This is a genomic window from bacterium (genome assembly GCA_035505375.1).
Lineage (GTDB): Bacteria > Hydrothermota > Tepidihabitantia > Tepidihabitantales > Tepidihabitantaceae > UBA2258.
This window is the reverse complement of sequence record DATJQV010000005.1, coordinates 1-8,051: the sequence shown is the minus strand read 5'-3', so window position 1 is coordinate 8,051 and position 8,051 is coordinate 1. Positions and strand designations below refer to the sequence as shown.

General features: G+C 63.1%; 5 protein-coding genes. All 5 read left to right on the top strand.

What is annotated here, in order from left to right; genetic code table 11:
* Window positions 1-190 (top strand): T9SS type A sorting domain-containing protein (locus VMH22_01095; GenBank protein ID HTW90292.1); only part of this gene is annotated, 190 nt, incomplete at its 5' end.
* A 673-nt stretch (window positions 191-863) separates the two neighbouring features.
* On the top strand, window positions 864-2,684 hold the full coding sequence (locus tag VMH22_01090) for a tetratricopeptide repeat protein (protein ID HTW90291.1): 1,821 nt from the start codon (window positions 864-866) through the stop codon (window positions 2,682-2,684).
* A gap of 101 nt (window positions 2,685-2,785) precedes the next feature.
* On the top strand, window positions 2,786-4,609 hold the full coding sequence (locus VMH22_01085; GenBank protein ID HTW90290.1) for a tetratricopeptide repeat protein: 1,824 nt from the start codon (window positions 2,786-2,788) through the stop codon (window positions 4,607-4,609).
* A 102-nt stretch (window positions 4,610-4,711) separates the two neighbouring features.
* Window positions 4,712-6,451, top strand: a complete 1,740-nt coding sequence (locus VMH22_01080; protein HTW90289.1) for a tetratricopeptide repeat protein — start codon at window positions 4,712-4,714, stop codon at window positions 6,449-6,451.
* 473 nt (window positions 6,452-6,924) lie between these two features.
* On the top strand, window positions 6,925-8,051 hold a 1,127-nt coding region (locus VMH22_01075; protein HTW90288.1), incomplete at its 3' end, for a YCF48-related protein.

Below are 8,051 nucleotides of genomic sequence, written 5' to 3'. Positions count from 1 at the left end.
GCCGAGTGCCGGGCTGGTTACGTTGAGCGTATTCGACGTGACCGGGCGTACGGTGGTTGCGCAGACGATGGCGGCTGGACGGACTGGAACGGCGAACCTGGATCTGCGGAAGCTGGACGCGGGCGTGTACCTGGTGAAGGTAGCGACCGAGGGTTACAGTGCAACGCAGAAGCTGGTAGTCGAGCACTAGACCGAACCAACGGTTACCGGGGCGGGTCTTTGACCCGCCCCTTTTCTTATGCGCGGAAACGGAGCTGTCCCCGTTTTCGGTGGCCCGGGAGTGATGCGAGTCGGTCGCTGCGGGTCAAGTAGCTAACACTGTGGCTGCGCGATTCGATGACGTTCTGAACCCGGCTGTCGCCTGACGTTTGAACGCGCAGATGGATGCCGCAGTCAGCTTGCGGGTGAGAACGCAACTGAACTCGTCAGTGGAGGCCGGGCTCGACTCAGCACTGACAGCGTCGCTGAGGCCATGAGTCCACGCGGCGGTGACTGCTGGACTGAAGGCGCGCTTGGGTGCGCGGTTGCAACCCGTGTTGAAATCCGCCCTCGACGCGGGACTGGCCAGCGAGCTAAGTCATTGACTGATTGCCACATTGATGACCGCGTCCTATCAGGCCCTGAATGCCGTAGTCACCCCGGGAGTGACTCCCGGTCTGCCCGTGCGTTTCCCGGCCTGGTCTCGGACTTTGGCCGCTCACGACAGGCTTCGCCGTCGGCCGGACAACAAGGGGATGACCGTACCCGAAGGCGGTCAGGGCACAGTCATTCGACTTCGGGCTTGGATGGTCATTGGCGCCTGGTTATTGATGCTTGTGCACCTTCGCGCCTTGCAGAGCCGCGGGAACGGCCTACAATAGCATGTGCAGGCCAGCCGGAAACCGGCTCCGAAGAAGACGCAGCCCGGCACCAAGAGCAGGGCCGGGCGACCGAGGCCGTGGCTGGTCTTCGGGGTCGTGGCGCTCGCCGCACTGATTCTCTACCTGCCGACCCTCCAATACGGCTTTGTCTGGGATGACAACACGCTTGTCGTGAACAACCCGTCCCTGAACCGGACGAACCCGATCGAGCTCTTCGCCAAGGGGTTCTGGAACAACCAGGAAACGGAACCGAGCCAGAGCGGCATGGCCTACTACCGTCCGCTCTCCAATCTCAGCCTTTACGTCGACCGCAAAGTGTGGGGACTCCGACCTTCAGGCTACCACCTGACCAACGTCATCGTCAACTCAGCAGTCGTATTGCTCGTGTGCCTGCTGCTCTGGGAGCTGTTCGGGTCGGTGTGGCTGGCTGGTCTGGGCGGGTTGCTGGTGGGCATCCACCCGGCGATGAACTGCGTGGTGACGTTCATCTCCAACCGTACCTATCTGCTTGCGCTCTTCTTCCTCTTGACAGGGAGCTACGCACTGCTGCGCGGCCGGCGCGACCGCGGGCGGGCGTGGCCGGTGCTGTTCGGTGTCTCGCTGCTGCTCAGCACGCTGGCCCTCGAATCATCGCTGGTGTTCGCCGCGGTCGCGGCGGCATGGCTCTTCGTGAACCGGACGCAGTATCGCCGACTATGGCCCTGGCTGGCTGCGGCAGTCTTGCCGATTGCCTGCTACCTCCTGCTCCGGCTCGGTATCGCCCGGGTCCCGTTCGAGAGTTCGGTTACGCACTGGCTGGTCACTGCGCCGCTGCGCGTCGTCGACAGCTTCGGGCAGCAGTTGCAGCTCCTGTTCCTCCCATTCAACCAGAAGGTGATATATGTCAAGACAGAGACGTTCACCGGCTTCTCCGCGTACACGATTCTGGGGCTCGCGTTCCTCATCCTGCCGGTGTACGCGCTGATTCGGCTCGGGCGCCGAAGACGGAGGACGGAGGTCGGAGGAATGCAGAACTTGCGGTCTGATCCTGAAGCCGTCCGCCTGGGCTGGTACGGCTATGCGTGGATGGTGCTGTTCCTGCTGCCGTTCGCGCATCTTGTCTTTCTTGGGCCGGCGGGGAGGATGCTCTATCTGGCCGCACCGGGGGCAGTGATTTTGCTCGCGGCGCTGTACGCGACGCCGCATCGGAAGCAGTCCACCGGCCGCGTCGTGCTTGGCGCGGTTCTTCTGTATACGGCGGCATGCGCGGTGCAGACGCTCCGGCGCAACCCGGTCTGGCGCGACGAACTTACGCTGTCCCGCGCGATGGTGCTGGAAGCGCCGGAATCAGCCGGCGGCCACCTGAACTACGGCAACGCGCTGAACGGCGATGGCCGGACTGAAGAAGCGATTGAGCAGTTCCGCTCGGCAGTGAGCATCGACTCGAACTACGCGGGACCGCACATCGCCCTTGCCTTTGCTCTGATCAACCAGGGAGACCTGACGGCCGCGATTCATGAGTTCCGTGAGGTCGTACGGCTTCGGCCTGAGTCGCCGGAGGTGAGGAACGACCTCGCGCTGATGCTCAGGCAGCATGGCGAGCTGGATTCGGCCATCGCTGAGTACAGGGAGGCGCTCCGGCTCGAACCGAATTCGGAGATGACGCTTAACAACCTCGGGTATGCCTACATGCAGAGCGGAGACTTCAGGCAGGCAATCACCTGCCTGAAAGCCGCGCTCCGGCTCAAGCCGGACTTCGCGGGCGCGCGCGCCAATCTCGCCGCGGCCTACCAGGCCGCCGGCCTGCCGGATTCGGCGGCAATGTTGGAAGACGATCAGCGCTAGGCGTCTGGCTCATCCGACCGCGGTGGTTTGAATCAAGTCGGTATGCTGCCGGGCGGCTGCTTTCCGTCTTGCAGAACCGTGGTAACGGCATAGAATAGCGCGTGCAGGCCACCCGGAAACCGTCTTCGGAGAGAACGCAGACCGGCATCAAGCGCGGGTCCGGGCGACCGAAACCGTGGCTGGTCTTCGGCGCTGCGGCGCTGGCGGCGTTGCTGCTCTACCTGCCGACCCTCCAATACGGCTTCGTCTGGGATGATGGGCCGCTGATTCTCAATAACCCGTCCCTCGACCGGACCAGCCCGGTCGGGATATTCACTCAGGGATTCTGGAACAACCCGGAGGCGGATACCAGCGAGGGCAACACGGCAGCCTACTACCGTCCGCTCTCCAATCTCAGCCTCTACGTCGACCGCAAAGTGTGGGGACTCCGACCTTCAGGCTATCACCTGACCAACGTCATCGTCAACGCGGCAGTCGTATTGCTCACGTGCCTGCTGCTCTGGGAGTTGTTTGGGTCGGTGTGGCCGGCCGTTCTGGGCGGGTTGCTGGTTGGCATCCACCCGGCGATGAACTGCGTGGTGACGTTTATCTCCAACCGTACCTATCTGCTCGCGCTCTTCTTCCTCTTAACCGGGAGCTACGCACTGCTGCGCGGCCGGCGCGACCGCAGGCGGGCGTGGCCGGTGCTGTTCGGTGTTTCGCTGCTGCTCAGCACGCTGGCCCTCGAAGCGTCGCTGGTCTTTGCCGTAATTGCCGCGGCGTGGGTTCTCGCAAACCGAACCCGGTATCGAGGGCGCTGGTGGTGGGCAGCCGCGGTCGCCTTGCCGATCACGTTGTACCTCCTGCTCCGGTTCAGCGTCGCCCGGGTTCCTTTGCAGAGCTCGGCCATGTCTCCGGCGATATCCTACCCGCTGCTGGTCGCAAACGCCTTTGGTCAGCAGTTGCAGCTTCTGCTTTTCCCATTCAACCAGAAGGTCATCTACCTGCCGGCCAGACCGTTTACCAGCTTCTCATGGTACACGATCCTCGGGTTGTTGTTTCTGGGCCTGCCGCTGTATGCGGTGGTCCGGCTCGGGCACCGAAGACGGAGGACAGAGGTCGGAGGAATGCAGAACCTGCGGGCTGATCCTGGAGCCATCCGCCTGGGCTGGTACGGCTATGCGTGGATGGTGCTGTTCCTGCTGCCGTTCGCGTACATGGTCTTTCTCGGGCCCGCCGGCAGAGCCCTCTACCTGACCGCGCCGGGCGTGATGATTCTGCTGGCGGCACTTTACCGGACTCCGGACCGTAGGCAGTCTACCAACCGCGTCGTGCTTGGCGTGGTTCTTCTGTATGCGGCAGCGTGCGCGGTGCAGACGCTGCGGCGCAATCCGGTCTGGCACGACGATCTGTCGCTGTCCCGGACGATGGTGCAGGAAGCGCCGCGGTCGTCCGGCGGGCACCTCAACTACGGTCTGGCGCTGGCCAGAACCGGCCGTAAGGAAGAGGCGATTGAGCAGTACCAGATCGCAATCAACATCAAGCCGGACTACGTCGAGCCGCACCTGACTCTCGCCTTCGCCCTGATCGACCAGGGAGACCTGCCGGACGCAATCCGGGAACTGCGCGAGGTCGTGCGACTGAGTCCTGAGTCGCCGAAAGCGCGGAACGACCTCGCGGTGACCCTGATGCGCAACGGCCAGCTCGATTCGGCAATCGTTGAGTATAAGGAAGTCCTCCGGCTCGACCCGAATTCGGACCTGACGCTGAACAACCTCGGGTACGCCTACATGCAGAGCGGAGACTTCAGGCAGGCAATCACCTGCCTGAAAGCCGCGCTCCAGCTCAAGCCGGACTTCGCGGGCGCGCGCGCCAATCTCGCCGCTGCCTACCGGGCCGCAGGCATGCCGGATTCGGCGGCACTGCTGGAGGGCAATCAGCGCTAGTCGTCTGGCTCATCCGACCGCGGAGGTCTTGAATCAAGTCGGTATGCAGCCGGGCGACGGCTTTCCGTCTTGCGGAGCCGCCGTAACGGCCTAGAATAGCACGTGCAGACCAGCCGGACGTCGGCTCCGAAGAAGACCGGGACCGGTCCGTCGCGCAGCGCCGGGCATCGGAGACCGTATCTGGCCTTCGGAGTCGCGGCGCTCGCCGCGCTGATTCTCTACCTGCCGACCCTCCAATACGGCTTTGTCTGGGATGACAACACGCTTGTTGTGAACAACCCGTCCCTGAACCGGACGAACCCGCTCGACCTCTTCGCCCGGGGGTTCTGGAACAACCCGGAGACGGAGCGGAGCCGGAACGACGTCGCCTACTACCGGCCGCTATCCAATCTCAGCCTTTACGTCGACCACGAGGTCTGGGGACTCCGACCTTCAGGCTATCACCTGACCAACGTCATCATCAACGCAGCGGTCGTATTGTTCACGTGCCTGCTGCTCTGGGAGCTGTTCGGGTCGGTGTGGCCGGCCGTTCTGGGCGGGTTGCTGGTGGGCATCCACCCGGCGATGAACTGCGTGGTGACGTTCGTCTCCAACCGCACCTATCTACTCGCTCTTTTCTTCCTCCTAACAGGAAGCTACGCACTGCTGCGCGGCCGGCGCGACCGCGGGCGGGTCTGGCCGGTGCTGTTCGGTGTCTCGCTGCTGCTCAGCACGCTGGCCCTCGAATCATCGCTGGTGTTCGCCGCGGTCGCGGCGGCGTGGCTCTTCGTGAACCGGACGCGGTATCGAAAGCTCCGGTCATGGCTGTCGGCCGCGGTCTTGCCGATTGCCTGCTACCTCCTGCTCCGGTTCGGTATCGCCCGGGTTCCGTTCGCGAGTTCGGTCATGTCACAGGCAATCACCGAACCGCTGCAGGTGCTGAACACCTTCGGGCAGCAGTTGCAGCTCCTGCTCTTTCCATTCAATCAGAAGGTTATCTATGTCGCGGACACACCGTTCACCGGCTTCTCGGTCTACACAGTACTGGGGCTGCTGTTTCTGGGCCTGCCGCTGTACGCGGTCATTCGGCTCGGGCGCCGAAGACGGAGGACGGAAGACGGAGGACGGAGGACAGAGGTCGGAGGAATGCAGAACCTGCGGCCTGATCCTGAAGCCGTCCGCCTGGGCTGGTACGGCTATGCGTGGATGGTGCTGTTCCTGCTGCCGTTCGCGCATCTTGTCTTCCTTGGGCCGGCGGGGCGGATGCTCTATCTGGCTGCACCGGGAGCAGTGATGCTGCTCGCGGCGCTGTACGCGACGTCGCATCAGACGCAGTCCACCGTCCGCGTCGTGCTTGGCGCGGTTCTTCTGTATACGGCAGCATGCGCGGTGCAGACGCTCCGGCGCAACCCGATCTGGCGCGACGAGCTATCGATGTCCAAGGCGATGGTGCGTGAAGCGCCGGGGTCGGTTATCGGTCACCTGCATTACGGCCTGGCTCTGACCCAGGCTGGTGAGAAGCAAGGTGCCACCGAGCAATTCCGCGCGGCCGTCGCAATCAGCCCGGATGATGCCGGGCCGCACGTGAGCCTGGCATTCGCCCTCATCGACCAGGGAGACCTGCCCGATGCAATCCGGGAACTGCGCGAGGTCGTGCGGCTTGAGCCCGAGTCGCCGAAGGCGCGGAACGACCTCGGGGTGGCACTGATGCGCATCGGCCGGCTCGACTCCGCAATCGCCGAGTACAGAGAGGCGCTCCGGCTCGACCCGAATTCGGACGTCGTGCGCCGCAACCTCGCCATGGCCTGTCGCAAGGCAGGCATGCCGGATTCGTCAGCGCAGACGCAAGGCAATCAGCGTTAGTCTGCGAGCGTCATCCCCGAAGCACGGTGGCCTGAGACGACCGCTGAACCGACCCGTAGCGAACCGCAGAGTCCAGCGCATGCAGGCAATGGGTGAAGTCGTTCGCGCCGGAGCCCGAATCAGGTCCGAATCTCGAATGACGGACCTGAACGGCCGACGGCGCTGCACCGTCCCGGCCCGGTTCGACCGTCGGTCATTCGGGCTGCAATCGGAATTCGGACTTCGGAATTCGAGTTTCCCTCTCTCGTGACCCTGTGCGCGGCAGTTCGCTGTCGGACCCGGACAAGTCTCAGGGGTCATTGACAGGCAGCACTTGGGGGGTATACTAAACCGTTGTATTCCGTGCGGCTTTCCTTGCCGGCGCGTGAACCGGAGCTAGAAGCCGGTCGTTTGTGTACGCGGTATGCCGGAACGCGAAGGGCGCGGGCAACAAGAAGTCTTTGACCCAAAGAAGGGCAGAAAAAGGAGGAAAAGTGAGCGTTGTATGTCGGCGCAACGCAGTAGTGTTAGGCAGCATCGCGCTGCTGTGCTCAATCGCCCTCGGAGACTGGAAGAAAATGACCTCGGGCACAGTGGACGACCTGAAGGGAGTGAGTTTCCCGACGGGCACGATGGTTGGGTACGCGGTCGGCGCATCGCCGTTGAGTGGGGGCTCAGTCTACAAGACCACTGATGGCGGTGCGACATGGGTATTCCAAAACCCATCGACGATGATGGGGCTGAAGGCGGTCTTCTTCACTGATGACAACATCGGAGTTGCGGTCGGTGACGTGGGAGCAATCGTCAAGACCACTGATGGTGGAACAACCTGGACGAAGGTCACGTCTCCCGTTACTGACCCGCTGACCTACGTGGCGTTCCCGTCGAAAGGGCAGACCGGATGGATCGGGGCGGCGTCAACCGGTCAGGCCTATGTGCTAAAGTCCACTGATGGCGGCAGCACCTGGACCAAGATCACGGTGGGTCACCAATTGGATGTGTCGACCGGCGCCAGTTTCACTACGGACGTCCATGGCGTAGTCTTCGGTCTGGCCGGCACGGTCCTCGGAACCATCGACGGTAACACATTCACCAATCAGACCTCCGGCGCACCCAATGCGACTCTGTCAGGAGCAGCCTTCTCGCCTACCAACTCGAGCAAGGGCTACCTGATTGGGAAAGATCTCACTTCAAACCTCGGCATAATCCGGTTCACGTCGACCTTTGGACCGACGTGGGACACGCTGGTGAGGGCTCCCTTCGTTAGCGGTGGCTTCCACGGGATTTGCATGCCGTTTGACACCCTCGCGTTCATTTCCGGGGACAGCGGTTTCATCGCCGCGACGGAGAGTGACACGGATTTCTGGCGCACCCTCGACACTGTCACCACCAATTCCATCAACGCCCTGACCTTCCCTCATGGCGGTGATACGGGCTACGCGGTTGGCGGCAACGGTACGATTCTCAAGACCACCGACGCCGGCAGGCCGTGGGCGCCGGGCGTGGCCGAAGGCAAAGCTCCGGTGGTACCGCGGGCAGGGCTCAGGGTCCTGTCCAATCCCGGACGTTACGGCATATCGGTTCACTCGGACGCGAACGTTCCGCTGACCGTGTTCGACGC